The following is a 24768-nucleotide window of genomic DNA, read 5'->3' as shown; positions in this document are numbered from 1 at the left end:
GGCTTGCACGGCGCTTCCGGCGACGCTACAGCGAGGCCCCGGTTCACGCCAACGCGGTTTCGCCATGCTCATGCAATCCAGACTTGTCGCCCTCGCCGCAGCTGTCCTGTTGCCCTTGGGCGCCGCGTATGCCCAACAAGCCGCCAAGAAGAACGCCCCCGCTCCGGCGGCGCAGCCGGCACCGGCTCCGACGCAGCCACAGGCTGACGGCGCGCCGGCGCAACAGCCCGGCTGGATCGTGCGCTGCACCAGCGCCAGCCGTGACGCGCCGCTCGAATGTGCGATGGAGCAGAACGCGGTGCTGACCAAGACCGGCCAGACCATCGTGCTGATCAACATCCGCATCGCGCCCGACACCCGCACGCCGGTGGCGCTGCTGCAATTGCCGCTCGGCCTCAACCTTCCCATCGGCGCCAAGCTCCAGGTCGACGAGGGCAAGACGGTCGATCTCCAGATCCAGACCTGCGAGAACCGCGGCTGCTACGCCTCGGCGCCGATCGCGCCGGATCTGCTCGCCGCGTTGCGGTCGGGCAAGCAGCTCAAGGTCTCCTTCCAGAACATGGCCAAGGAGACGATCGCGATTCCGATGCCGCTGGGCGATTTCGCTTCCGCCTACGACAAGATCAAGTAACGCAAGTCCCCGTTACTGCCGCGCCATCTGCGCGTTGCCGACGGCATCGCCGTCGAGCCGCTGGTCATTGTGATGGTGACGGCGTGCAGCAGCCCCGTCGATCAGCAGCGTGTATTCGGTGATGGAGGCGCGGCTCGCCGGCTGCCTGTTGCTGCTGCTGCAGGCCGAAGTCGACCGCGCGCCTCCGAGATAGCCTTTCTCCCCCGCCTGTCAGCTGACGACGTCGCTCGCCCGGAGCAAGGTCGTGAACCCGCCATAGATCATGCGCTTGCCGTCGAACGGCATGCCCTCCATCTTCAGCCGCGGGTCCTCCATCACCTTCTTGTTGACGGCATCGCGGGTCTCCCGGTCGCGGTAGACGATCCAGGCGAACACCACGACCTCGTCCTCCTTCGCCATCACCGCGCGCGGAAACGAGGTGAGCTCGCCATAGGGGACATCGTCAGCGACGCATTCGACATAATCGAGCGCGCCGTGCTCCATCCAGAGCGCGCAGGCGGTCGTCGACAGCGTCTTGTAGGCCTCGATCTTGTCCTTCGGCACGGCCAGAACGAAACCATCGACATAGGGCATCAGGAATCTCCTTGAGTTGTGTGACCCAAGGACGATGCAGAGCACGGCGATCCGACCGGGGAAATGCGATTTCAGATGAGGCAAACGGTCGCGACCAGCGGCGCGGCCCATGGACCGTTCACTGGCACCGAAGGACCTGAAGATCTGGACTTTGGGCGTGCCCGGAACTGGCTGGGGAACCTGGATTCGAACCAAGACAAACAGAGTCAGAGTCTGTTGTGCTACCGTTACACCATTCCCCACCGAAGCGCTTGAAATCGCTAAGCTTTCTTCGGAAGTTCTGCGAGGGCGGGCTGACAGCTTTGCAAATCAGCGGCTCGCAGGCCGCTCATATAGCCGCGCTGACCTTCGCGGTCCAGCCCTTCTGTGAACATCTCGGCTTGTTCTGGCTGCGTTCGCACCGACAGGACGGACTATCTCAAGCCTTCCCGAAGGAATCCTGCGGCCCTTTGCGGTTGTAGAACAGCGATCGGCGCGCCCGATCGATCCATCGCTGCACCGTGAACTCGAAGGCGAGCGCGACGACCGTGGATGCGAGCAGGATGCCCAAGGTCTGAAACAGAATTCGCCAATGGCTCACAATGTGCGGATTGGTCAGCGTGATCGGATCAAATACCTGCAGATTGATCGCGATCTGGATGAAGAGAAAATGCGAGAGATAGACGCCATAGGAGGCATCGCCCAACGCGGTCGACAGCGGTCCGTTGATCCTTGAGAAGAGCGTCGGAATAACGATGCAGGTTGCGATAACCAGCGGCACGCCCTGAACGATGCCCCCGTGATAGTCGACGTCGGCATAGACGTCGGCGAGGAGATAGAGGCAGTAGAGGGCCGCGAGCCAGTAGCCCGCACGCGTCGACCATGTCAGGCGATCTCGCAACGAGAAGAGCACAACGCCGGTGCCGAAATAGCCGATCTGGCTGTAAAACGGGAAGTAAGCCCATTTCCATTCGTAGACGTGCAGAATGGTCATCTTGATCGCGAAGGCGGCGACCACCAACCCGGCGAGCCATTTTCTGTTCAGGAGAAGCAAGGCAGGCAGCAACGCGTAGAAGACGATCTCCGCGCTGATCGACCACGCCTGCGGAACCAGGAGATACGTGGTGCTGTGCATGGCCGAATAGAGATCGAGACCCAGCAGCGACAGGTTGATCACATAGGGCCGCTCTTCCGTTCGGAGGGAATTGAAGATGCCGCTCTCGTTCGCCGGGTTCCACAGGTGTAGCGCGAACGTAGCTACCAGAACAGCTAGGTAGAACGGATAAAGCCTCGCGAAGCGGCTGGCGAAGAATGCAGCAGGCCGTCCCGGATAGTGCCGCTCATAGGCGGCGGCCATGTAGAAGCCACTGATGATGTAGAAGACTTCTACAGCGGCCAAACCTCCGATTGTCTGGTGAATGACGCCAAATTGGCAATGAAATCCAACGACGATCGCCGCCAGCAGAAAACGAACAGTCCCCATCAGCCCCGCACCCGTTGGCTGATGCGAACTTAGACCGGCGACCGGCGCTGAACAAGCGGCCGCCCCATCTGCATGCGGCGGCCGGCTCATCTGTTCGCGTGCCGCCCTACTCCAGCTTGATGTTGGCGGCCTCGATCACCTTCTTCCAGCGCGCCGTCTCGGCGTTGATGTAGGCCGCGAACGGTTCGGAATCCACGGCGACAGCGGTGGCACCGAGTTCGGCCATCTTCTGCACCGTCTCCGGCTGCGCCATGAAGGCGCGAATCTCGGCCGAGAGCTTTTCGACGATCGGCTTGGGCGTGCCCGCGGGCACAATGAAACCGTGCCAGGCCACCGCCTCGAAGCCGGGCAGGAATTCGGCCACGGCCGGAGCTTCGGGATCGAAGGCGGCGCGCTTCGGCGTTGCGGTCGCGAGCAGCGCGAGCTGGCCGGTCTTCACCTGCGGCAGCAGCAGGGGGACGTTGTCGAAGGCGAGATCAATCTGTCCGCTCAGCAGATCCGTCAGCATCTGGCTGGAGCCCTTGTAGGGCACGTGCACCATCTTGGTGCCCGTCATCTGCTGGAATAGCTCGCTGGCAAGGTGCTGCGAGGTGCCGACGCCGGCCGAGCCGAACGAGACCTTGTCCGGATTCGCCTTCAGATAGGCAATCAGCTCCGGCACGGTACGCGCCTTGATCTTGTTGGGATTGACGACGAGAACATTGGGCACGACGCTGATCTGGGCGACCGGCACCAGATCCTTGTCCGGCTGGTAGCTGAGCTTCGGCCCGTAGAGCGACGGGTTGATCGCAAGCGCGGACGTGCTGGCAAGGCCGAGCGTGATGCCATCCGGCGCCGATTTCGCCACCCGCGTCACGCCGAGGATCGAGCCGGCACCGCCGACATTCTCGACCACGAAGGGCTTGCCGAACTTCGCCTGCAAATGGTTGGAGACCATGCGCGCGAAGATGTCCGCGGTGCCGCCGGCGGCGAAGGGAACGACCACCGTCACCTGCTTGGACGGATAGCCGTCCTGCGCCTTTGCGGGTGAGGCCGCCAGCACCAAGGCTGAGGCAAGGACAAGCCACATCGATCTCATAGAAGTTTCCTCTGTTTTCCGTGTTGTTGATTGGCTGCCGCGCGCGAGCCGCGGAGACGGTTAGAACGCGACCTCGTACATGTTCAGGATCGCATCCCGGCCGAGGTCGCGCGGATTGTTGTCGAGCAGGCGGCGGATGGCGTGCGCCTCGTCGGCCATCACGCCGAAATCGTCCCGGGGCACGCCGAGCGCGGACAGCCGCATCTCGATGCCGAGATCGCTGCAGAACTTGTAGCTTGCCTCGAACGCGAGCTTTGGATCGCCCTCCTCCGGCAGACCGAGCGCCTGGAGCACCGCGATCGTCTTCGCTTCCACCGCCGGCATGTTGAACGCCAGCGTATGCGGGAAGATCACCGCACAGGCGAGGCCATGTGCCACGTGGTGCCGCGTGCCGAGCGGATACGCCACCGCGTGGCCGGCAGTCGTGTTCACCGGTCCCAGGCAATAGCCGCCATAGAGCGAGGCCAGCGCGAGACCCGCACGCGCCTCGCGATCGCCGCCATCGGCCACCGCGCGTTTGAGATAACGTCCGACCAGCCGCGCGCCTTCGAGCGCGTAGAGGTCGATCGCCGGATGCGCCTTGCGGCTGGTATAGGCCTCGACGCAATGCGCCAGCGCATCGACCCCGGTCGCCGCGGTGACCTCCTTCGGCACGGTCATCGTCAGATCCGGATCGACGATGGCGATGTCGGCCAGCATGAAGCGGCTCTGCACCGCCTGCTTGTTCTGGCTGACGGGATCGGTCACGAGCGCGCGGGTGCCGGCCTCGCTGCCGGTGCCCGACGTGGTCGGAATCTGCATCAGCGCGACGCTGCGGCCGGCCACCTTCTCCGGTCCGACGATGTCGGCAAAGGGCACGTCGCTCGTGCACATCACCGCGACCAGCTTGGCGAGATCCATCGCACTGCCGCCGCCGAATCCGACGACGAGATCGGGCTTGACGTCCTTCGCCATCGCCACGGCCTTCTCGAGATTGGGCAGGTCCGGCTCGGGCTTGACGTCACCGAACACCTTCACCGTACCCGGCAGCGCCAGCATGTCGACGCGGCGTGCGTTGAACGGATCCGAGATCACCAGCGGCCGCATGGCGCCGGTCCTCTCGACGAAGCGCGCCGCAGCGCCGATCGTGCCGTTGCCGAACTCGAGGATGGTGGGACGCTGGATTTCGATGGGCGTGAAGGCGTTGGTCATCGTGCGTTCGAACTCATGATTTGGATACGGAGGCGCCAGCGGCGAGCCGCTCGGCATAGTCGATGGCCTCGATCAGGCTGTGCTCGTTGGCGATGCCCTTGCCGGCGATGTCGAAGGCGGTGCCGTGATCGACGGAAGTGCGGATGATCGGCAAGCCCAGCGTGATGTTGACGCCGGACAATTCCTGCCAGCGGCCGGTCGCGGGATCGACCTGGAAGCCGAGCAGCTTGACTGGAATGTGCCCCTGGTCGTGATACATCGCGACCGCGGCATCGTACTGGCCGGCGCGCAGCTTGACGAAGATGGTATCGCCGGGCACGGGCCCGACGACGTCGAGGCCGTCGGCGACCGCTTTCGCGATCGTCGGTGCAGACACGTCGATGTCCTGCCGGCCGAACAGGCCGCCCTCGCCGGCATGCGGATTGAGCGCCGCGATCGCGATCTTCGGTTTGGCGATTCCGAGCCGCAGCAGGGCATCGTTGGTGAGGTCGATCACCATGCGCAGACGCTCCGGCGTCAGGCGCTTCGGCACGTCCTCCAGCGCCACATGGGTCGAGACATGGCTGACGCGCATATTGCCATGGGCGAGCAGCATCACCGAGCCGCGCACGCCGGTGAGATGCGCCAGCATCTCGGTATGACCAGGGAAATGATAGCCGGCCTTGTTGAGCGCTTCCTTATTGAGCGGCGCCGTGACGATCGCCGCGGTCCGGCCCGCCTGCGTCAGGCGCACGCCCTGCTCGATCGCCTTGTAGGCAAAGCGGCCGCCATCGGCGCTGAGCACGCCGGGCTTGATCGGGTCGCCCTCGATGTCGGCCTGGAGGAAGCAGAGGTTCGGCCAGTCACGATCCTCGCTGCGCACTTCGGGAATCGCAATGCCGGCACCGAGCGCGGCTTTCGCACCATCGAGCGCCGCGCCGCTGCCGATGATCAGGATCCGCAGATCGCCGTTCGCGATCCGGTCCTTCAGCCCGACGCAGGCCTTGACGATGATCTCCGGCCCGATCCCGGCGGGATCACCCATGGTGATGGCAAGATGACGAGAGGTCATGTCGGACTCCCCTTGCTGAGCAAATGATTATCCCGAAGCAGGTCGCGCCACAGCTCGCTGAGACCGAAGGCGCCGGACTTCGAGATGACATCGACGCCGGCCCAGCGGCCGCCTTGCAACGTCGAGCGCGGCAATCCCGGCACGATACGTCCTGTCACCTCGAGCGCATGCGCGCCAAGGGCAAGGCATGCGGCCTTCAGTGTTTCTCCACCGGCAACAACCAGCGTGCCCGGTGGTTCGAGTGCTGTGATCAGCCGGGTCATCTCGTGCGCGATCCGCCGCGCCGCCTCGGCTCGCGTCAAGCCGTCAGCGAGGGCGAATTTGACCAGCGCCACGCCCTCGTCGGCCAGCTTGCGTCGAACGCCCGCGCCGCCCTCCCCCTCGGCCAGCGCGATGGTGGCGTGACCACATGCCGCCAGCTGGGATGCGGTGGCGGCCTGGTCGGAGCCGAACAGCCCCAGCACCGGCCGCTTCAGTTGCGAGGACGCAGAGGAGCCTTGACCCCGGGCAAGCGCACCGGCGAGGCCGCCGCTGCCACACCACAACACGGGCCCCGGCATGCGCTGCGCCATTTCGACGACGCGATCGAGGTCGAGGTCGCTCTCGGCATCGAACACCTGAACGCCGCCTTGCGAGAGCGTTTCGGCCGTGCCCTGTCGTGCTTCGATGCCGTCTTGCCGCAACTGATCCAGCAAATTGTCGCCGACCCTGTGCCAATCGCCATGCACGGTGCGGGCGAATTGCTGGCCACCGACAGTGCGGCGTCCCTGATAATCGAACGCCGGCGCGACCACGCAAGAAGCCCAATGGCCGCTGCGCAGGCAGGCGTCGAGCTCAGCCGCCCACGCGCCCCGAAGGAGGCTATCGACCTTCTTGTAGGCGATCGTCCCGCCCTGAAGGTGGGGCGCCAGTCGCCCAACGATTTCGACGCTCTCGGCCTTCGACCGCTCACGGGTGCCGCTATCGATTGCCAGGCTCCCGGACTCCAGCGGCGCAAGCGCGCCCGACCAGACGACATCGAACGGACCGCACAGGCCGACGAACTCCGCCGCGGTGTCGAGCGCACCGGTGAGATCGTCGGCAAGCAGGCGGACGCTCGTCATGGTTATGCCGCTCCCGCACCAAAAATCTTGCCGGGATTCATCAAGCCCTTCGGATCGAGCAATTTCTTGATATCGCGCATCAGCTCGATGTCGAGAGGATCGGCCACACGGGCAAGCCGGCCGCGATTGGTGATGCCGATGCCGTGCTCGGCACTGATCGCACCGCCCTGCGCTGCGGTCTCGTCGTCAACGATCTCGTTGATTTCAGCCACGAGCGCAGCGGTCGCCGCCGGGTCCTGGCAACGCGCGCGGTCGATCAGGGCGATGACGTGGATGTTGCCGTCGCCGATATGGCCATGCATCACGACCCGCGCGTGCGGTACCGCGGCGTTGATCCGGGCCTCGACATTGGTGACGAAGGCGGCCTGGCGCTCCAGCGGAACGACACTGTCGTGCGAGACGACATAGCCGCTACGCTTGTTGCCTTCGGACACGCTGTGCCTGACAGCCCAGATCGCCTTCGCCTGCGCGAGGTTGGAGGCCAGGATCACGTCCTCGGCAAGGTGGGCTTCCATCGCATCCGCCAGCACCGTGGCGAGCGGCTCATCAAGGTCGACGCCGGCGAGCGTGTCGGTCAGTTCGACGATCAGATACCACGGCGTCGTCAGCTCGAAGGGGATCGTGACATGCGGCACGGACTCTGCGATCGCCTCGATCTGCGCGCGCGACATGATCTCGAGGCTGCCGAGCCGGTCGCCGACCGCGCCGCGCAGGCGCTGCATGATCTCGAGCGCCTGCTCCACGCCCTGCAATTTCAGCAGCGCCAGCGCCGAGCTGCGCGGCGGCGCGAACAGCTTCAACACCGCCGCGGTGACGATGCCGAGTGTCCCCTCCGCCCCGATGAACAGCTGCTTGAGCGCGTAGCCGGTATTGTCCTTGCGCAGTGCGCGCAGGCCGTTGAAGATTCGCCCGTCGGGCAGCACGACCTCCAGCCCGAGGACGAGATCGCGCGTCGGCCCGTAGCGCAGCACCGCTGTGCCGCCGGCATTGGTCGAGATATTGCCGCCGATCTGGCAGGAGCCTTCGGCACCCAGGCTCAAGGGAAAGTAGCGATCGACCTCGCGCGCCGCATTCTGCACCTCCGCGAGGATGCAGCCGGCCTCGACTGTGATCGTGTTCGCGAGCGGGCTGACGTCGCGCACGGCCCGCATCCGGTCGAGCCGGATCACGATATTGCCCGTGCGATCGTCCGGCGTTGCCGCCCCGCACATGCCGGTGTTGCCGCCCTGCGGCACGATCGCGAGCCGCAGGGCCGCGCAGAATCTGACGACGGCGGCGACCTCGGCGGTGGAGCCGGGCTTCACCACCGCAACCGCGCGGCCGTGATAACGCCCGCGCCAGTCCACCACATAAGGCTCCTGGTCGGGTCCAACCGCGATGATTTGCTTGTCCCCGACGATCGCGGCAAGCCCGGAAAGCGCGCCCTGGAAGGAGTCCGACATCTGATCGCCTCGTCGTCGCGCCGGCTACAAAGCGGCTGCGAATGCCGCAGCATTCGCGAGCAGCTCTTTCACCTGCTCGGGCGGCAACGACTCCAGCGGCGGTCGCAGGCGCTGCCATCCGGCGTGGCCAGTGCGCTCTGCCACCAATGTCTTCAGCGAGGCCATCTGCGGGAAGCGCGAAACCAGCTCGCGCGCTTTCACGATGCGCGCCTGCGCCGTCTTGAGCGCCGCGTCGTCGTCGCTATCGCGAAAATGCTTGTAGACATAGGCAAGGTCCCGCGCGACCAGATTGGAGGTCGCCGTGATGCAGCCGGCGCCGCCCTTGCGCAGCAGCGGCAGCAGCAACGGATCGGCTCCGACCAAGACCGAAAAGCCGGGGAAGCGCTCGACCATCGCGGTCATGTTCGCAAAGTCACCGGAGGAATCCTTGATACCCACGAACGTTGCCGGATAAGCCGTTCGCACCCGCTCGATCAGCGCATGCGAGATCGGCTGCGCCGACATCTGCGGGATGTGATAGAGCACGACCTTGAGCCTGGCATCGCCAATGCGCTGCACGATTTCGCTATAGGACGCGTAAACGCCGTCGTCCGTGACACCCTTGTAATAAAACGGCGGCAGCATCACGACGGTGTCGACGCCGACCGAGAGTGCGTGGCGCGTCAGGGCGATGGTCTCGCTGAGCGCGGCCACGCCGGTGCCCGGCAGAAGACGTTGCGGCGCGATGCCGGCAGCCACCACCGCCTCGAGCAGCGCCATGCGCTCCGCCGCGGAGAAGGAGTTCGCCTCGCCCGTCGTGCCGAGCAGCGCGATACCGTCGCAGCCCTCATCGAGGAGATAGCGGCAATGCGCGATGAAGCGCGCATGATCCGGAGCGAGCTGGGAGTCGAGCGGGGTCAGCGCGGCGGAAAACACGCCATGAGGGTGCAGCGATGGTGTCGACAAACTTCCTCCGATCGTCAAATCAGTTGTTCGGAATGCGAACATTTGTTATTGGCTTGACCAGTCGTAAAATCAGCTTGCCGCCGCGTCAAGGGCGGTGGCTGTCATGGCAAGGCATTCGGGCATGGCCAAGGTCGAAAAGAAGGCCACAAAGCGCAAATCGGAATCGCCCCCGAAAAACCCCAAGAATCATGTGGCGTCCGTCGGCAAGGCCTTTGCCGTGCTCAAGAGCTTCAGCAGCGAGGCCTTCGAGCTCACCCTGAGTGAGATTGCCGCACGGGCCGATCTCGATCGCGGAACGGCGTTCCGGTTGATTCAGACCCTGACCGAGATCGGCTATCTCCAGACCGTGCCGCAGAGCCGCCGGTTCCGCCTCGGTGTTGCCTGCCTCGACCTCGGTTACACCGTGCTATCGCATGGATCGTTGCGCCCAATGGTCGAGCCGTTGCTGCGCGATCTCGTGCCCGATGTCGGCGATGCGGCTTCGCTCGGCATCCTCGACGGCGGCGACGTGGTCTATCTCGCGCGCGTCGGCGCGGGCCTCGACCGCCACAAGATGGATCGCCGGCCGGGCACGCGCATTCCCGCCTACAGCGCCGCGCTCGGTCACGTCATGCTGGCGCATCTGGCGCGGGACGAGCAGATCGAGCGACTGGAATCGCGCCCTCGCGTCAAACTGTCGGAGCGGACGCTGACCGATCTCGATGCCTTGCTCGCCCGGCTCGATCAGGTGAAGAGAAAAGGCCATGCCGTCTCCGACGGCGAGAACGCCTACGGCCTGCGCACGCTGGCAACGCCGATCTTCGACGCCCAGGGCTCGGTGATCGGGGGATTGAGCATCACGGTCGATGCCATGCGCATGGACATGGCGGCCTTCCGCGACCAGGCACTGCCGCGGCTGATGGAGCTGACCAGCCAGGTACAGGATCTCGCGATCAAGTCGGGATTGACGAGCTGAGCGATCTCTTCGCGGACGTGTCCCGTGCGACGTCACAGCTGACGATCTGCATTCGAAGATCATTGTGAAAACGCTTTCGCGACCTATATCGTCAAGGCTTCCTTCCGAAACCCGATTTCCCCTTGCGAAGAGCCGTGCTCATTTTCTTCCTGCTCCTGTTCGTGCCGATCGGCCTATCGGCCGCGCGGTACTATTGGCTTGGAGATGGCCGCGGCAATTGGCAGACGGCTGACCGTTCCAGCGCAGGCCTGCTGCCGCCGGCTTCTTCCCATCCCGATGCCCTGATCCGGGTTTATGCGGCCCGAACGGTCCGGTGGCGAAGCATCTTCGCCGTCCACACGTGGATCGTCGTCAAGGAAAAGGATGCGACCAGCTACAGCCGATACGACTACACCGCGTGGGGCGAACCGATCCGGAGCAACGGCTTTGCTCCCGATGGAAGGTGGTTCGGCGCCCTGCCGGAAACCGTCGTCGCCGTAGATGGGTCACGGGCCGAGCTCCTCATTCCCAGGATTAGGACTGTGATCGAGACTTACAAGTTTCGAACCTACGGCGACTACAGCGCCTGGCCGGGACCGAATTCAAACACCTTCGTTCAAGCCGCTCTTGATGCCGTGCCGGAACTTCGCGCGGTTCTGCCACCGACCGCGATCGGCAAGGATTATCCCTATTCCGGGGAATGGATTGGGCTGACCGCCTCGCGCACCGGCTTCTATGCCTCGCTCTTCGGCTATCTCGGCCTGACCCTCGGCTGGGTCGAAGGCCTCGAGATCAACTTCTTCGGTGCCGTGCTCGGCCTCGACATCCGCCGGCCCGCCGTCAAGCTGCCGGGCATCGGCCGCCTCGGTGTTGCCGCCGGTCTGTAGAGCCGGACGAGACCGCGACTGGCGATGTTTCGTCGCGACGGCTAGACCACGATGTGATCGAAGTCGGCGGCGATCCGGGTGTTCGGAAAGATCCTCGCCGCCTCGGCGAGAATCTCTTCGTCCTCATAGCGTCCCGACATATGGGTCAGCACGAGCTGCTTCACATTGCTCGCTGCCGCAAACGACGCCGCTTCTGCCGCGGTGAGATGGCCGTAATCCCGCGCGGTCGAGGCGTCACGATCGAGGAACGTTGCCTCGATCACCAGCATGTCGGCGTCGACGACGTGTTGCGCCAGCCCCTCGGTGGTTTCGGTGTCGCCGATCACGACAAGTTTCCTGCCGCCGCTCGGCGGTCCCAGGACATATTCCGGATCGATCGTTCGATCGCCGTCGATCACGATCGCCCGGCCTGCGGCCAACTCGCCGCGCAAGGGACCGTCGGGAACGTCCAGCGCCGCCAGCAGATTTGGCTGAAGGTGGCGGCGAGCGGGGCTTTGGAAGACGAATCCAAAACTGTCGGTGTCGCGATGGCGGACCGGAAAACAGTCGATGGTGAAGTCGCCGGCGTCGACGAACCGTCCTGCGGCCAAGGGAGCGAATTCCACCGGAAGCGGCGCCCTGCCCGCACCCCACAACCCGGCCAGCATCTGGATGACCGTCTCGAGCGTCGCTGGACCGCCATGAACCATCATCACCTCGGCGCTCTGCCGCAAGCGCAGCGTCGAGAACAGGCCGGGGATGCCGAGCACATGATCGAGATGCGCATGCGTCAGCAGAATGCGGTCGAGCCGTCGAAAACCTGCGCCACTGCGCAGCAACTGGCGCTGCGTGCCCTCGCCGCAATCGACCAGCATGCGCTGTCCGGCGGCCTCGATCAGCAGGGCCGGATGGTTGCGCTCCGCGGAAGGAACGCTCGCCGAGGTGCCGAGGAATGTCAGGGCAAACATGGTCGTCGCTATCCAGCGACCGCCCCTCTCCGCGACGGTACGGTGAACGGTCTCACCGTCCCCAATGCCACGCGAGCAACAGCGCGTACAGCCCCATCGACGCGGCGTAGAGTGCGGCAAGAAGTGCGTAGCCCGCGATCTGGCGACTGATCGCGGCCTTCGGCGCGACCCACCAGTCGAGTGCCTTGAAGGCGGCGGGCACCAGCCACCAGCCGAGCAACTGGGTGCTGACGAGATTGCCGACGAACAGCGACAGCCAGATCGGCGCGCCATGACTGTCGATCAGCGGCCGGCTGATGAAAGTGCCCCAGAGATAGACCACGGGATAGAGCACCAGGAGGACGATGAGGTTGCTCTTCCAGATCAGGGCCGGGCCCTGCTCGGGAGCCCCCCTCTTGCCGGCCGGGAACCAGAAATTGAAGCCGTAGCTCGCGCGCTTCACGTTCATGCCGGCGTTGAAGCGCTCGCCCTCCTTCAGCAGGGTCTGCCGGACGGGCGAGCCCAGCCACGCATTGAGGTTGGCATCGCTGTCGAACGACAGGATGACGATCCATTCGTCGCGCAAGCCCGGAATCGGCCGCTCGATCTTGTGGCGCAAGAACCCCTTGAACTCGGCCTCGGCAGCCTGGATGCGCTGCTGCCATTTCAGAAACGCGTCCTCGAGTCCATCCGGCACCTTGAAGGAGATGACGGCCGACACCGCGCTGTCGCGCTGGACGCCGGTGTCGGGCAGGATATGAACATCCTCCGAACCGACGAAGAAGCGCTGCACCTCTCCGATCAGCTTCGCTCGCACCTCGCTCTGGAGCCAGGCGCGCGCGGCGGCCGGGCTGGCGAAGCGCAGGATCGTCACCCAGTCGACATGCGCCGGCGGCTGCGGCGGCACCACGTCCTGCCCCAGGAAACCGGGCCAGGCCTTGAGCGCCTCGCCCACCTCGCCGTTCCACCGCGCGAACGCGGCAAAGCCGTCATCAGCGATGCGGCGCTGGATGACGACGGCGACCGGCTTGCCGGCTGTATCCGGAGACGTGCTCATCATCGCGGTCCGCTTCAGCTCTTCTTGTAGAGCCGCTTGCCCATCACCCAGGTCTCGTCGACGCAGCGATCGTCGCCGACCATCATCACCGCGAACAGCATGCTCGCGGCCTCGTCCATCGTGCGCGGGCCGGCGCCCTCGGCGATCAGCGATTGATGCCACGCTTGGGCGATCTGCCCGCCGTTCGGATCAAGCGCGACGAAATCAGCTTCCTTGCCGGGCTCGAAATTGCCGAGCTTGTCGTCGATGTAGAGGCCCTCGGCGCCGCCGAGCGTGATCGACCAGAAACCGCGATAGGGCGAGAGCTTGTTGCGCTCGGCCTCCGCAAGGTCCTTCCGCGTGGGATCGATGCTGCCGTCGAGCAGCGTGTTGTTGCACATGCCGACCTTGTAGGCGTCGTCGAGTACGGAGATCATCGAGAAGCGATTGCCGCCGCCGACATCGGTGCCGAACGACATCTTCACGCGATGCTCCGGATCAGTGGCGCGGCCGAGGCGGAACAGGCCACTGCCGAGGAACAAGTTAGAGCACGGGCAGAACACCACCGCCGCGCCCTTCTTCGACATGCGCCGGAATTCGTTGTTCGAGAGATAGACGCCGTGACCGCCTGAGAACTTCGGCCCGACAAGGTCGAACTTCTCGTAGACGCCAAGATAGTCCTGGCAGTCCGGGTGCTCGACCAGCACGCCACTGCATTCAGCCGGATTCTCGGAGATGTGGGTGTTGACCCAGCAATCCGGATGCTCGTGCTTAAGGCGCTGGCACGCCTTGAGCAATTCCGGCGAGGCGCCGAAGGCGAAGCGCGGCGTGATAGCGTAGAGGTTACGGCCCTTGTTGTGATACTCTGCGATCAGCCGCTTGCTGTCGCGATAGAAGTTCTCCGGGGTATCAATGAAGTCCGCCGGCGCGTTGCGATCGATGCCGGTGAGGCCCGCGATCACGCGCATGTTGCGGCGGGCCGCTTCCTCGAACAACTCCTCGGTTGAAACTGGCGAGGAGCTCGTGAAGGCCTGGCAGGTGGTGGTGCCGGAGGCCAGCAGCGCGTCGAGGAAACGCTTGACGCCCTCGCGCGCGTAGTTGCGATCCCGGTATTTGAGCTCTTCCGGATAGACCCATTTCTGCAGCCACGGCAACAGCTGCTCGCCATAGGCCCCGAGCACGCGGGTCTGCGGCAGATGGATGTGGCCGTCGATGAAGCCGGGGACGATGATGCGGTCCTTGATACGGGTGATCTCAACGCCCGGATGGCGGGCGGCGATCGTCTCGTAAGGACCGAACGCCTTGATGACGCCGTCAGTGACGATCATGAGGCCGTCCTGATGAAAGCGCGCGGCGGCCTGCTCGTTGCCGACGTGCTTCCAGGGATCGTCGACGAAGTCGAAGAACGTGCCGCGAATACCGACCGTGGTCATGATTGGGTCCCTTCCTTAAGACTGTGTAGCTTGGCGCACTGACGGCAAGGAGATCGCGAGCAGCGTGCCCGCGATGGCGCAGAGGCCGAGATAGAGCCATCCGATCGGCGCCTGCGTTGCTTCAGGCAACACCGCCGCGATCGCCATGGCGCCGCTCACGGCGAGATAGCAGAGCGCGCTGATGAGGCCGCCGATCAGGCCGTGGTCGCGTTCGAACAGGCCGAGCGCCATGCCGTACATCATCGGACACAGCACGCCGCAGCCGCCGAGCACCAGCGCGCCGCCGATCGTGATCGACGCGAAATCGAGACCGACGACCATGCCTGTCACGGTCAGCACCGCGGAGCCTGCGAGAAACAGCGCGAAGGCGCCGAAGCCCAGCATGCGGGCCGGCATGACGCGCGCAAAATGCGCGCAGCCGAGCTCGCCGGCGAGGTTGACCCCGCCGAGGCCGAGCGCGACGAGGCCGTAGATCGCCGCCGAGTAACCGAGGCCGGTCTGGTAGAAGAACGGTGCGACGACGCCGAATGCCAGCTGCGCGCTCGCGGCCGCAGCGAACACCAGCACGAAAGCCAGGAAGCCCGGGCGGACCACCGCCTCGCGCAAGATGCCGGCGGTGCGGCGCGGATCGAACGGCGCGCGCCGCTCGGCCGGCAATGTCTCGGGCAGAAGAAACACGACGATCGCAGCGACGATGGCCGCGGCGATCGCAATGATGACGAAGACACCACGCCATGACGTCAGCTCGACGATGAAGCCGCCGGCCGCGGGCGCAAGCACCGGCGCGAGTCCCCAGGCAGCGCCCAGCAGGCCGGAGATCGCCGTGAGCTCACGGCCGCGATAGCAATCGGCCGCAACCGCATAGGCCACGACAAGGCAGGTGCAGCCGCCGATCCCTTGCAGGAAACGCAAGCCGAGCAGCAGCGAGGCGCTGGTGGCTAGCGCGCAGGCGATGCTCATCGCGATCAGCACCGAAAGGCCCGCGAGGAGGACGTTGCGGCGGCCCAGCGTGTCGGAGGCGATGCCGACCGGCACCAGCGCCAGACTCATGCCGAGCATGTAGGCGGTGACGGTGTTCTGCATCGAGGCGGGATCGGCGGCGAGATCCACCACCATCTGCGGCAGGCCGGGCGTATAGGCATCGAGCGGAATTTGGCTGAACGGCACGACGCACAGCAGGATCGGCACGATCCCCCGCTTCGCGCAACCGGCGTCCGAAGCAAATGCGGTCATGAGCAACGCCCCTTTGATCTCCGCGGGCCCCATCTTTTCGTGCGCGCAATGAGACGCGACGATGCAGGTTGCGGGAACTTTGACGCGCGGGAGCGTGCCAGAACTGTGTGTAAGAATTCTTAGGAGCGCCCGTATCGATACGGCCTTTGACGGCTGATGCCCTGGCCCGGGGGACGCCCAAACAAAAAACGCGAAAACAACCCCATGCAAAGTACAAATCATTGAAGAATTTCGCGCCGCACGCCGCCAAGGCCTGCCGCCGCGGACGTTTGACACGTCGGGCAAAGAAGGCGCTGACTCGCCTGATGGCCGATTGCGAATCCCGCCAGCGCGCCGGTCCGTTAACGGGTCGGAAGGCATAGCTGCTTCGAAGCCCAGCCTCCGCATCGGTGCCCCCGGCAAGCAGATCTGATGTCCGTTGCGCCGCCTCCTCATCCCCCTTTCAAAATCGCATGTTCGGTGCCCCGAGCGATCTGCAGCGGGGTAGCGTCGACACCGCGATGAGATACATTGGAGTTCGTGATGACCGCAGATGCTGCTGACTTGAACTACGGCTCGATCAGAGCACTGGCGAGCGCCCTGCACGCCCGCAAGATATCTGCGTCGGAATTGCTCGAGCACACCATCGCGCGCATCGAGGAACTGGACGGGCGGATCAACGCGGTCATCGTGCGCGATTTCGACCGCGCGAGAGCGGCGGCGCGCGCCGCCGATGCCGCGCTTGGCGGCGGCGAGCAACGGCCATTGCTCGGCATCCCCGTGACCTTGAAAGAGCCCTTCAACGTCGCGGGCCTGCCGACGAATTGGGGCTTTCCGCATTTCAGGGATTTCCAGCCGGCAGAGGATGCCCTCGTCGTCTCGCGGTTGAAGGCGGCCGGCGCCATCGTCATCGGCAAGACCAACATTCCGATCGGCCTCAGGGATTTCCAGAGCTACAACGAGATCTACGGGACGACTAACAACCCGTGGGACCTCGGCCGGTCGCCCGGCGGCTCCTCCGGCGGATGCGGCGCGGCGCTGGCCGCAGGCTTCGGTCCACTCTCGATCGGGTCGGATATCGGCGGCTCGATCCGGGTCCCCTCGCATTTCTGCGGCGTGTTCGGCCACAAGCCGAGCCTCGGCCTGGTCCCGCTCCGCGGATACGGCCTGCCGCCGGCACCGCCCGTCCCCAGCCAGGGCGACCTCGCGGTCGTTGGGCCAATGGCGCGTACAGCTTCGGACCTTGCACTGGCGCTCGACGTGATCGCCGGCCCGGACGAGACGCGCGACGGGATCGGCTATCGGCTTGCGCTGCCCGCCCCGCGCCATGATCATCTTGGGGATTTCAGGATCCTCGTGGTCGACACGCACCCGTTGATGCCGACGGGCGAGGCCGTGCGTTCAGCCATTGGACGATTGGCCGAGCGGTTCGGCAGATCGGGCGCACAGGTGGCGCGCTCGAGCACGCTGCTGCCCGATCTCGCCGAGTCTGCGCGGCTCTACATGAAGCTGCTCAACGCCGCGCGAAGCCCGCGCCTGACACCGGCCGCCCTCGCCGAGGCGCAAGAAGCTGCCGCCGCACTCTCCCCCGACGACCGCAGCCTGCAGGCCGAGCGCGCCCGCGGCTGGGGCATGATCCATCGCGAATGGCTTGCGACCGATGCGGCGCGCTTGCAGCTGCAACGACGGTGGCAGCAGCTATTCCGTGAGTTCGACGCCGTGATCTACCCGGCCGCCGCCGTGCCGGCCTTTCCGCATGACCATTCCGAACCGTTCGACGCACGGCAGCTCGACATCGATGGCAAGCTCTATAATTACTCCGATGCGTGCTTCATCTGGGCCGACCCCGCGTCCACCTGCGGGTTACCTGCGACCGCCGTTCCGATCGAGCGTACGTCGTCGGGCCTGCCGGTCGGCGTCCAGATCATCGGGCCCTATCTGGAGGATCGTACGACGATCGCGCTGGCCGACCTGATCGAACGCGAGTTCGGCGGCTTCGTGCCGCCGCCGGCGCTGTCTGCATAAGCTGCGGGATGACGCGGGCGGCGCTTACGGCCATCACGTTCGGTCGGCCGACTGCGCCTCGACCGCCTGCACGGCGACGCTCGCCACCTGCCGCAGCGCTTCGCGATCTGCGCCCGAGGATGCCATCACGCCCATGCCGACCGCGACGGCCGAGACGTAGCGCGCGAGCGCGGCGGGATCGGCGCTCTCCTTGAGATCGCCATCGGCCTTGGCACGGACAAAGCGGTCGCGGAGCTGGTCCTCGTTCTGGGCGCGGCGGGCGGCGAGCTCGAAGGGGACGTTTTCGGAGCCGGTGCCGCAGGCGATGCCGCCCTGCACGAGCAGGCAGCCGGGCGGATTGGCGGGATCGGTCTGCTTCTCGGCGATGCCCATCAGCATCCGTTCGGCGACGTCGCGGGCGGTGGATGCGGCCACCACCTCGTCCATCCAGACGCCGCGCAGCTTGGTGTAGCGGTCGAGCGCAGCCTTCAGCAGACCTTCCTTGTTGCCGAAACAGGCGTAGAGGCTCGGCGGATTGATGCCCATGGCCTCGGTCAGCTGCGCGATCGTGGCGCCCTCATAGCCATGGCGCCAAAACACTTCCATCGCCTGGTCCAACGCCGTTTCGGCGTTGAATTCGCGGGGGCGTCCCATGCGCATGTGCCTGTCTCCTCGGAATCGGCGGCCTGTGTCAGCTTAACGCCGGTCCTATCTATTTGTTCTGGCTTTCTTTTTCTTGTGTCTTCCAATCGTCGCGGTATTGACGTACATTTTTCTTAGTGAATGGTACATAAGTATCTTGCACCGCGACATCCAGCTCCACATCTGTAGTGAACACTACATATCTGGAGCGCGCAAATGCCCCCCTCCCAAAATACCTCCCGCGCCGGCCGCCTTGGCCGCCTTCTTGGCGGCGTCGCCATCGTGGGCGCCCTCGCCGTAGCCGGTACGATCGCGACCGGCCACTATCTTCGTTCCGCCCAGGCAACCGCAACCGCCGCCGCGGCTGAACAGGCGGTGCCCGTCACCGTCGCCATGATCGAGCCGCGGCAGACGGCGCTGTGGGACGACTTCTCCGGCCGGTTGGAAGCCATCAACCGTGTCGAGCTTCGCCCGCGCGTTGCCGGTGCGATCCTTTCCACCAACTTCACCGAAGGCGCGCTGGTTAAGGCTGGCGACGTGCTGTTCAAGATCGATCCGGCGCCTTACGCCGCCGAGGTCGACAAGGCCAACGCCCAACTCGAGGCCGCAAAGGCGCGCGTGGTGTTCACCACCAGCGAGGTCGAACGCGGCGCGCAGCTGGTCGGCAACGCCGTCGTGACACGCCGCGATTTCGACCAGCGCGAGAACGCCAACCGCGAAGCGATCGCCAGCGTGAAGGCGGCCGAGGCAACGCTCCAGACCGCAAAGCTCAATCTCGACTACACCGAGGTGCGCGCGCCCGTGGACGGCCGCGTCGGCAAGATCGAGATCACCGTCGGCAATCTCGTCGCTGCCGGCACCGCCTCCCCGGTGCTGACCTCGCTGGTCTCGGTCAATCCGATCTATGCGTCGTTCGATGCGGACGAAGAGGTCGTGCTGCGTGCGCTGAACTCGATCGCGGACGCCAAGGGCGGACGCGGCAAGCTCGACCAGATCCCCGTGGAGATGGCGACCTCCGGCGGCCTCTCGGCGAAAGGCCACATCCAGCTCATCGACAACCAGGTCAACGGCCAGAGCGGCACCATCCGGGTGCGCGCGGTGTTCCGGAACGAGGACGGGCGTCTGATCCCCGGCCAGTTCGCCCGCGTGCGCATGGGCCAGCCGAAGCAGCAGACGCTGGTCATGATCGATGAGCGCGCGATCGGCACCGATCAGGACAAGAAGTTCGTGATGGCGGTCGGCGACGACAGCCGCGCGGTCTACCGTCCGATCACGCTCGGCAGCGCCGTCGACGGGCTTCGCATCGTCACCTCGGGCCTGAAGTCCGGCGATCGTATCGTCGTCAACGGCCTGCAGCGCGTGCGTCCCGGCGCCCTCCTCAAGACGGAGGTCGCAGCGATGGGCGCGCGTGGACCGCAACAGGCATCGAACCACAGCAACCAAGACGTGGTGCAACGCTAATGTTTTCCGTCATCCCGCGGCGCGCGTAGCGCGAACCCGGAATCCAGCAGTTTGGAAACTCCGATCCATCTCACCTCCGAATTCCGGGTTCGCGCGCTGAGTGCGCGCCCCGGAATGACGGGATGAGTTGGCGGAGACACGCAGGATATTGCCCAGGGCAAAGCCATGAATCTCTCAAAGTTCTTCATCGATCGTCCGATTTTTGCCGGCGTGCTGTCGGTCCTGATTTTCCTTGCCGGCCTGATCTCGCTGTTCGCAATGCCGATCTCGGAATATCCGGACGTGGTGCCGCCATCGGTCCTGGTGCGCGCCACCTATCCCGGCGCCAATCCCAAGGTGATCGCGGAGACGGTCGCGACCCCGATCGAGGAGCAGATCAACGGCGTCGAGAACATGCTCTACATGTCGAGCCAGGCGACCACCGACGGCGCGATGACGCTGACGGTGACGTTCCGGCTCGGCACCGACCCCGACAAGGCGACACAGCTGGTGCAGAACCGCGTGCAGCAGGCCGAGCCGCGCCTCCCGGCCGTGGTGCGCCAGCTCGGCATCGTCACCAAGAAGTCCTCGCCCGACCTCACCATGGTCGTGCATCTGTTGTCACCAAACGGCCGCTACGACATGACGTACTTGCGCAACTACGCGGTGCTCAACGTCAAGGACCGGCTGGCGCGGATCGACGGCGTCGGCGACGTCCAGCTCTACGGCGCCGGCGACTATTCGATGCGGGTCTGGGTCGATCCGCAGAAGGCGGCCGAGCACGGCCTGACTGCGAGCGACATCGTCAAATCGATCCAGGCGCAGAACGTCGAGGCCGCCGCCGGAGTCGTCGGCTCCTCCCCGAACGTGCAGGGCATCGACCTGCAACTGTCCGTCAATGCGGAAGGCCGGCTGTCCAGCGAAGAGCAGTTCGGCGACATCGTGGTCAAGACCGGCACGCGCGGCGAGGTCGTTCGGCTGCGCGACGTCGCGCGGATCGAGCTCGGAGCCTCGCAATATGGCCTGCGCTCGCTGCTCGACAACAAGCAGGCGGTCGCGATTCCGATCTTCCAGGCGCCGGGCTCCAATGCGCTGCAGATTTCCGACAACGTCCGCGCCACCATGGCCGAGATCAAGAAGAACATGCCGGAAGGCGTGTCCTACCAGATCGTCTACGACCCCACCCAGTTCGTACGCTCCTCGATCGAGGCCGTCATCCACACGCTGCTCGAAGCGATCGCGCTGGTGGTGCTGGTGGTGATCCTGTTCCTCCAGACCTGGCGGGCCTCGATTATCCCGCTGCTGGCCGTGCCGGTGTCGATCGTCGGCACGTTCGCGGTGATGCACGTGTTCGGCTTCTCCATCAACGCGCTTAGCCTGTTCGGTCTCGTGCTCGCGATCGGCATCGTCGTCGACGACGCCATCGTCGTGGTCGAGAATGTCGAGCGCAACATCGAAGCCGGGCTGTCGCCGCGCGACGCCACCTATCAGGCGATGCGCGAGGTGTCGGGCCCGATCATCGCCATCGCCATGGTGCTGATCGCGGTGTTCGTGCCGCTGGCGTTCATCTCCGGCCTCACCGGGCAGTTCTACAAGCAGTTCGCACTGACAATCGCGATCTCGACCGTGATCTCGGCGGTCAACTCGCTGACACTGTCGCCGGCGCTGTCGGCGCTGCTGCTCAAGGGCCACAACGAGCCGAAGGACCGGCTGACGCTTATCATGGAAAAGAGCCTTGGCTGGTTCTTCCGCGGCTTCAACAAGGCCTTCACGCGCTCCTCGGACAATTACAGCGGCACCGTCACCAAGGTGATCTCGGGCAAGGCCGCGGTGATGGGGCTCTACGTGGTCCTGGTCGGCCTCACCGCCCTCTTGTTCCAGCAGGTGCCGAGCGGCTTCGTGCCGGGCCAGGACAAGCAATATCTGGTCGGCTTTGCGCGCCTGCCCGATGGCGCAACGCTCGACCGCACCGAAGAGGTCATCCGCAAGATGAGCGACGTCGCGCTGACCCAGCCTGGCGTCGAGAGCTCCGTGGCCTTCCCCGGCCTGTCGATCTCCGGATTCACCAACTCGTCCAATGCCGGCATCGTGTTCTCGACGCTGAAGCCATTCGACGAGCGCAAGGGCCCGGCCCTGAGCGGGAATGCCATCGCGGCCGACCTGAACAAGAAATATGCCGGCATCCAGGAGGCCTTCATCGCCATGTTCCCGCCGCCGCCGGTCAACGGCCTCGGCACCATCGGCGGCTTCAAGCTCCAGATCGAGGACCGCGCCGGCCTCGGCTATGAGGCGCTGAACGAAGCGACGAAAGCGTTCATGGCGGCGATGCAGAAGGCGCCGGAGATCGCGGGCGTGTTCTCGAGCTTCCAAGTCAACGTGCCCCAGCTTTTCGCCGACATCGACCGCACCAAGGCGCTGCAGCTTGGCGTGCCCGTCACTGAAGTCTTCAACACGCTCCAGATTTATCTCGGATCCTACTACGTCAACGACTTCAACAAGTTCGGCCGCACCTATTCGGTCTATGTGCAGGCCGACGCGCCGTTCCGTGCACGCGCCGACGACATCAGGCAGTTGAAGGTGCGCTCGTCCTCGGGCGACATGGTGCCGTTGTCGGCGCTGCTCAATATCCGCCAGAGCGCGGGACCGGAGCGTGCGATCCGCTACAACGGATTCCTGTCGTCCGACATCAACGCCGCCGCCGCGCCCGGCTTCTCGTCGGGCCAGGCGCAGGAGGCGGCAACCCGGATCGCGGCGGAGACGTTGCCACCCGGCTTTGCCTTCGAGTGGACCGACCTGACCTATCAGGAGTTCATCGCGGGCAATTCCGGTCTCTGGGTGTTTCCGCTGGCGATCCTGCTGGTGTTCCTGGTGCTGGCCGCGCTCTACGAGAGCCTGACCCTGCCGCTTTCGATCATCATGATCGTGCCGATGGGCCTGCTTGCCGCCATGTTCGGCGTCTGGATCTCCAAGGGCGACAACAACGTCTTCACCCAGATCGGCCTGATCGTTCTCGTGGGACTCTCGGCCAAGAACGCGATCCTGATCGTCGAGTTCGCGCGTGAGCTCGAATTCGCCGGGCGCACGCCGATCCGCGCCGCGATCGAGGCGAGCCGCTTAAGGCTTCGCCCGATCCTGATGACGTCGATGGCCTTCATCATGGGCGTGCTGCCGCTGGTGCTGTCGACCGGCGCGGGCTCGGAGATGCGGCGAGCCATGGGCGTGGCCGTGTTCTCCGGCATGATCGGCGTCACCGTTTTCGGCCTGTTCCTGACGCCGGTGTTCTATGTGCTGCTGCGGACCGTGACCGGTAACAAGCCGCTGGTGCATCACGGCAGCGACATCAGCGCGGCGCCGGTCCAGGGACTTCACGAAGTCCAAGGACACTAGATCAGGGATATCCCCGACACGAGCAACAGAACGAGCACGGTCTTGCGAAAGACCGTCTCGTTGACCCGGTGGAAAGCGATCACGCCGAGCGCCGAGCCGGCGAACAACGCCGGCAGGCTGACGGCAAGGTCGACGAAGACCTTCGACGACAGGTCCTGATGCCCGACCAACAGTGCGATGGCAAACAGCTGCATTGCCGCGATGAAGGGCTGCACCAGGCCGCGCTGCTCGCTCTTGGGCATGCCGCGCATGTCGCACCAGATCGTCGGGATCGCGCCCGGCATCGCGGTGAGTCCGCCGACGAGCCCTCCCCCAAATCCGATCAGCGCCACCCAGTGCCGGCCGACCGCCTCGCCTGCCGTCACCAGCGTCGGCCGCAGCAGCATATAGGCCGCATAGAGCGCGACGATGATGCCGAAGCCGCGCCTGAGCAGATGCGTATCCGCGCTCTGCAACAGCGACACCGCGATGGGCACACCGATCAATCCGCCGACGATCAGCAGCAGACTGCCTTCCCAGCGGATGCTGCGCCGGAGCGCCCACAGATTGGTCGCCTGCACGCCGATGCTGCACGCCATCATCAGCGGCACGGCTTCGAGCGGCTGAAACACCCGCAGCAGGATCGCGCCTGCGACGGCCGAAAACGCGAAACCCGAGAGTCCTGATACGAAGGCGCCGGCGAATACGGCAACGCTAAGCAGAATCAGAGTCGTGACGTCAGGCACGGACCGTCCTCCGGTCAATCATAGGGGATCTGCGGAACGACAGCATCCGGGTTCTCGGTGCAGGCGGCCGCCTCGCGCGGAAACGACATTTGCATCGCATGGGCGCGGGATCGTTCCAGAAGCGCCAGCCCGACCAGTTGAAGGGTGACGAGCGCCCCGGTCAGCGCAATCGCGACGATGTTGAAATTACGCGCGCTCGTAGGCGGGCTCGCCGGCGGCGCGCTCGCGCGCATCAGATCCGTGGGCATTTCCTGGAACATCCTCTTGCTTGCTGACCGGAATGATTTCGTTCAAAGGCAATGTTTCGCCGGGCTGGGACAGCAAGTGGTGATAGCGTTGCAATGCGCGTTGCGCGTCGATCTTGCGCTGCTCACGGAAAACGGCGCCGACGTGAGCGACGATGTCGCGGAACCTGTCGGCCATCGCAAGTGACGTCCTTCGCATGACGACCTCCTCTCAACCTGTGCGCGAGAATGGTGAGATTCACCCCAGCCTGCTGTGAGTTGCTTCACAAAGAAGTCTGATACGTCGAACAAGAAATCGTGTGACGCGTCTGTAGAAGGAAACGCAAAAAAACGCGTCATTCGATCGAATGACGCGCGATAACTTTCTAATGATGTCTCTGTTTGAACCTATCCGCGTGCTGCCGCGAAGAGCGACGCGAGG

Annotated in this window: 22 protein-coding genes and 1 tRNA gene; 6 read left to right on the top strand and 17 right to left on the bottom strand. The window is 65.0% G+C overall.

Going from position 1 to position 24768, the window contains the following annotated elements:
* Nucleotides 1–64 precede the first annotated feature (64 nt).
* Nucleotides 65–631, top strand: a complete 567-nt coding sequence (locus GGD62_RS00195; protein ID WP_018319814.1) for an invasion associated locus B family protein — start codon at nucleotides 65–67, stop codon at nucleotides 629–631.
* Nucleotides 632–841: 210 nt separating this feature from the next.
* On the opposite strand, the gene GGD62_RS00190 is transcribed toward GGD62_RS00195, so the two are convergent.
* From GGD62_RS00190 to GGD62_RS00150, 9 genes are all read right to left on the bottom strand, one after another.
* A complete protein-coding gene (locus GGD62_RS00190) occupies nucleotides 842–1204 on the bottom strand; it encodes a DUF1428 domain-containing protein (RefSeq protein WP_026202257.1) in 363 nt (120 codons plus the stop codon).
* A 168-nt stretch (nucleotides 1205–1372) separates the two neighbouring features.
* Nucleotides 1373–1446, bottom strand: a tRNA-Gln gene (locus GGD62_RS00185).
* Between the two features lie 176 nt (nucleotides 1447–1622).
* Nucleotides 1623–2756: an acyltransferase gene (locus GGD62_RS00180; RefSeq protein ID WP_183706771.1), complete on the bottom strand. Its 1134-nt coding sequence runs from the start codon at nucleotides 2754–2756 to the stop codon at nucleotides 1623–1625.
* Between the two features lie 16 nt (nucleotides 2757–2772).
* A complete protein-coding gene (locus tag GGD62_RS00175; RefSeq protein WP_049814951.1) occupies nucleotides 2773–3744 on the bottom strand; it encodes a tripartite tricarboxylate transporter substrate binding protein in 972 nt (323 codons plus the stop codon).
* 60 nt (nucleotides 3745–3804) lie between these two features.
* Nucleotides 3805–4935: an iron-containing alcohol dehydrogenase gene (locus GGD62_RS00170; protein WP_246799963.1), complete on the bottom strand. Its 1131-nt coding sequence runs from the start codon at nucleotides 4933–4935 to the stop codon at nucleotides 3805–3807.
* 13 nt (nucleotides 4936–4948) lie between these two features.
* Nucleotides 4949–5986, bottom strand: coding sequence for a 4-hydroxythreonine-4-phosphate dehydrogenase PdxA (gene pdxA / locus GGD62_RS00165; protein ID WP_179730853.1), 1038 nt, complete (start codon nucleotides 5984–5986; stop codon nucleotides 4949–4951).
* Complete coding sequence (locus GGD62_RS00160) at nucleotides 5983–7089, bottom strand: four-carbon acid sugar kinase family protein (protein WP_183706769.1); 1107 nt, start codon at nucleotides 7087–7089, stop codon at nucleotides 5983–5985. The genes pdxA and GGD62_RS00160 overlap by 4 nt, the downstream gene beginning before the upstream one ends.
* A 2-nt stretch (nucleotides 7090–7091) precedes the next feature.
* Complete coding sequence (locus GGD62_RS00155) at nucleotides 7092–8531, bottom strand: FAD-binding oxidoreductase (protein WP_183706768.1); 1440 nt, start codon at nucleotides 8529–8531, stop codon at nucleotides 7092–7094.
* Nucleotides 8532–8555: 24 nt separating this feature from the next.
* Complete coding sequence (locus tag GGD62_RS00150) at nucleotides 8556–9476, bottom strand: dihydrodipicolinate synthase family protein (RefSeq protein ID WP_179730860.1); 921 nt, start codon at nucleotides 9474–9476, stop codon at nucleotides 8556–8558.
* A 103-nt stretch (nucleotides 9477–9579) separates the two neighbouring features.
* Between GGD62_RS00150 and GGD62_RS00145 the strand changes: the two genes are divergently transcribed.
* Nucleotides 9580–10431 (top strand): IclR family transcriptional regulator, encoded by an 852-nt coding sequence (locus GGD62_RS00145; RefSeq protein ID WP_246799962.1) that lies wholly within the window; start codon nucleotides 9580–9582, stop codon nucleotides 10429–10431.
* Nucleotides 10432–10565: 134 nt separating this feature from the next.
* Nucleotides 10566–11297 carry a DUF3750 domain-containing protein gene (locus tag GGD62_RS00140; protein ID WP_018319804.1) on the top strand — a complete coding sequence of 244 codons (732 nt, stop codon included), beginning with the start codon at nucleotides 10566–10568 and terminating at the stop codon, nucleotides 11295–11297.
* 41 nt (nucleotides 11298–11338) lie between these two features.
* Here the strand turns inward: GGD62_RS00140 and rnz are convergent, their stop codons facing one another.
* From rnz to GGD62_RS00120, 4 genes are read right to left on the bottom strand one after another with little or no spacing between them, the layout of a single operon-like run.
* Complete coding sequence (rnz, locus tag GGD62_RS00135; protein WP_183706767.1) at nucleotides 11339–12244, bottom strand: ribonuclease Z; 906 nt, start codon at nucleotides 12242–12244, stop codon at nucleotides 11339–11341.
* 52 nt (nucleotides 12245–12296) lie between these two features.
* Complete coding sequence (locus GGD62_RS00130) at nucleotides 12297–13280, bottom strand: antibiotic biosynthesis monooxygenase (RefSeq protein ID WP_183707540.1); 984 nt, start codon at nucleotides 13278–13280, stop codon at nucleotides 12297–12299.
* A 14-nt stretch (nucleotides 13281–13294) separates the two neighbouring features.
* The gene (guaD, locus tag GGD62_RS00125) at nucleotides 13295–14692 is read right to left on the bottom strand and encodes a guanine deaminase (RefSeq protein ID WP_183706766.1); all 1398 of its coding nucleotides are present in this window, start codon (nucleotides 14690–14692) and stop codon (nucleotides 13295–13297) included.
* Between the two features lie 15 nt (nucleotides 14693–14707).
* Entirely contained in the window at nucleotides 14708–15925 is a 1218-nt protein-coding gene (locus tag GGD62_RS00120) for a multidrug effflux MFS transporter (protein WP_183706765.1), read from the bottom strand.
* Between the two features lie 522 nt (nucleotides 15926–16447).
* Here GGD62_RS00120 and GGD62_RS00115 point away from each other — a divergent pair.
* Complete coding sequence (locus GGD62_RS00115; RefSeq protein WP_183237278.1) at nucleotides 16448–17929, top strand: amidase; 1482 nt, start codon at nucleotides 16448–16450, stop codon at nucleotides 17927–17929.
* Nucleotides 17930–17962: 33 nt separating this feature from the next.
* Here GGD62_RS00115 and GGD62_RS00110 read toward each other — a convergent pair whose 3' ends face one another.
* Complete coding sequence (locus tag GGD62_RS00110; protein ID WP_028145193.1) at nucleotides 17963–18568, bottom strand: TetR/AcrR family transcriptional regulator; 606 nt, start codon at nucleotides 18566–18568, stop codon at nucleotides 17963–17965.
* Between the two features lie 198 nt (nucleotides 18569–18766).
* Here GGD62_RS00110 and GGD62_RS00105 point away from each other — a divergent pair, with 198 nt between their 5' ends.
* Nucleotides 18767–20011, top strand: a complete 1245-nt coding sequence (locus tag GGD62_RS00105) for an efflux RND transporter periplasmic adaptor subunit (protein WP_183706764.1) — start codon at nucleotides 18767–18769, stop codon at nucleotides 20009–20011.
* A gap of 165 nt (nucleotides 20012–20176) precedes the next feature.
* On the top strand, nucleotides 20177–23377 hold the full coding sequence (locus GGD62_RS00100) for an efflux RND transporter permease subunit (protein ID WP_183706763.1): 3201 nt from the start codon (nucleotides 20177–20179) through the stop codon (nucleotides 23375–23377).
* On the opposite strand, the gene GGD62_RS00095 is transcribed toward GGD62_RS00100, so the two are convergent.
* From GGD62_RS00095 to GGD62_RS00085, 3 genes are read right to left on the bottom strand one after another with little or no spacing between them, the layout of a single operon-like run.
* On the bottom strand, nucleotides 23374–24102 hold the full coding sequence (locus GGD62_RS00095; RefSeq protein ID WP_018319795.1) for a sulfite exporter TauE/SafE family protein: 729 nt from the start codon (nucleotides 24100–24102) through the stop codon (nucleotides 23374–23376). The two genes, GGD62_RS00100 and GGD62_RS00095, sit on opposite strands and share 4 nt — an antisense overlap.
* Nucleotides 24103–24116: 14 nt before the next feature.
* The gene (locus tag GGD62_RS00090; RefSeq protein ID WP_246799960.1) at nucleotides 24117–24362 is read right to left on the bottom strand and encodes a hypothetical protein; all 246 of its coding nucleotides are present in this window, start codon (nucleotides 24360–24362) and stop codon (nucleotides 24117–24119) included.
* Nucleotides 24289–24525: a hypothetical protein gene (locus tag GGD62_RS00085; protein ID WP_246799959.1), complete on the bottom strand. Its 237-nt coding sequence runs from the start codon at nucleotides 24523–24525 to the stop codon at nucleotides 24289–24291. Before GGD62_RS00085 ends, GGD62_RS00090 begins: the two co-directional genes overlap by 74 nt.
* Nucleotides 24526–24768 lie beyond the last annotated feature (243 nt).

Source organism: Bradyrhizobium sp. ERR14, from assembly GCF_014198235.1.
Lineage (GTDB): Bacteria > Pseudomonadota > Alphaproteobacteria > Rhizobiales > Xanthobacteraceae > Bradyrhizobium.
The sequence above is the reverse complement of the archived record's forward strand: the minus strand, read 5'-3'. Positions and strand labels throughout refer to the sequence as shown.

Coding starts and splice junctions, on each gene's coding strand:
- GGD62_RS00120 (WP_183706765.1), bottom strand. CDS start 15,925: ATGACCGCATTTGCTTCGGACGCCGGTTGCGCGAAGCGGGGGATCGTG.
- GGD62_RS00190 (WP_026202257.1), bottom strand. CDS start 1,204: ATGCCCTATGTCGATGGTTTCGTTCTGGCCGTGCCGAAGGACAAGATC.
- GGD62_RS00155 (WP_183706768.1), bottom strand. CDS start 8,531: ATGTCGGACTCCTTCCAGGGCGCGCTTTCCGGGCTTGCCGCGATCGTC.
- GGD62_RS00180 (WP_183706771.1), bottom strand. CDS start 2,756: ATGAGCCGGCCGCCGCATGCAGATGGGGCGGCCGCTTGTTCAGCGCCG.
- GGD62_RS00110 (WP_028145193.1), bottom strand. CDS start 18,568: ATGCGCATGGGACGCCCCCGCGAATTCAACGCCGAAACGGCGTTGGAC.
- GGD62_RS00130 (WP_183707540.1), bottom strand. CDS start 13,280: ATGAGCACGTCTCCGGATACAGCCGGCAAGCCGGTCGCCGTCGTCATC.
- GGD62_RS00170 (WP_246799963.1), bottom strand. CDS start 4,935: ATGACCAACGCCTTCACGCCCATCGAAATCCAGCGTCCCACCATCCTC.
- pdxA (WP_179730853.1), bottom strand. CDS start 5,986: ATGACCTCTCGTCATCTTGCCATCACCATGGGTGATCCCGCCGGGATC.
- guaD (WP_183706766.1), bottom strand. CDS start 14,692: ATGACCACGGTCGGTATTCGCGGCACGTTCTTCGACTTCGTCGACGAT.
- GGD62_RS00145 (WP_246799962.1), top strand. CDS start 9,580: ATGGCAAGGCATTCGGGCATGGCCAAGGTCGAAAAGAAGGCCACAAAG.
- GGD62_RS00195 (WP_018319814.1), top strand. CDS start 65: ATGCTCATGCAATCCAGACTTGTCGCCCTCGCCGCAGCTGTCCTGTTG.
- rnz (WP_183706767.1), bottom strand. CDS start 12,244: ATGTTTGCCCTGACATTCCTCGGCACCTCGGCGAGCGTTCCTTCCGCG.
- GGD62_RS00105 (WP_183706764.1), top strand. CDS start 18,767: ATGCCCCCCTCCCAAAATACCTCCCGCGCCGGCCGCCTTGGCCGCCTT.
- GGD62_RS00160 (WP_183706769.1), bottom strand. CDS start 7,089: ATGACGAGCGTCCGCCTGCTTGCCGACGATCTCACCGGTGCGCTCGAC.
- GGD62_RS00115 (WP_183237278.1), top strand. CDS start 16,448: ATGACCGCAGATGCTGCTGACTTGAACTACGGCTCGATCAGAGCACTG.
- GGD62_RS00100 (WP_183706763.1), top strand. CDS start 20,177: ATGAATCTCTCAAAGTTCTTCATCGATCGTCCGATTTTTGCCGGCGTG.
- GGD62_RS00175 (WP_049814951.1), bottom strand. CDS start 3,744: ATGAGATCGATGTGGCTTGTCCTTGCCTCAGCCTTGGTGCTGGCGGCC.
- GGD62_RS00085 (WP_246799959.1), bottom strand. CDS start 24,525: ATGGCCGACAGGTTCCGCGACATCGTCGCTCACGTCGGCGCCGTTTTC.
- GGD62_RS00090 (WP_246799960.1), bottom strand. CDS start 24,362: ATGTTCCAGGAAATGCCCACGGATCTGATGCGCGCGAGCGCGCCGCCG.